At 41.0% G+C, this 310-nt stretch carries 1 protein-coding gene and 1 pseudogene; both read left to right on the forward strand.

Translation table 11 applies throughout. The annotated features are described in order from the left end of the window. Positions 1–140 precede the first annotated feature (140 nt). Positions 141–233, forward strand: a pseudogene (locus tag D0T85_RS22255) (DNA modification/repair radical SAM protein); the annotation flags it as partial. 1 nt (position 234) lies between these two features. Then, positions 235–310 (forward strand): DUF4133 domain-containing protein (locus D0T85_RS22260; protein ID WP_370460031.1); only part of this gene is annotated, 76 nt, incomplete at its 3' end.

Here is a 310-nt window from a genome sequence, read left to right on the forward strand (position 1 = left end):
AAACAACAACCTTTTAAGCAAGGTTAGAGACTATGCACAGGTAGAATTGATTGATCCTGATGGCCCGAACGATTATCGTAACATGCATAAAGGTGATTTGGATGACCCAAAAAAGATTGCCAATGATGTATCTCGCAAAGGACATTGGGGTAAAATCGGCCAAAATGATTGTTACTTCGCGCCGCTATTCAAAGCTCGGCATGTATCAGTTAAAGAAAATCGGTATTGGTATGGATGACCTTTAACCTGAATACAAAATACGGGGAACATGGCTTAATGAAAGTCATGGCTGTAAAACAGCATCCCCGCT

Source organism: Bacteroides sp. 519, assembly GCF_010500955.1.
Classification (GTDB): domain Bacteria; phylum Bacteroidota; class Bacteroidia; order Bacteroidales; family Bacteroidaceae; genus Bacteroides.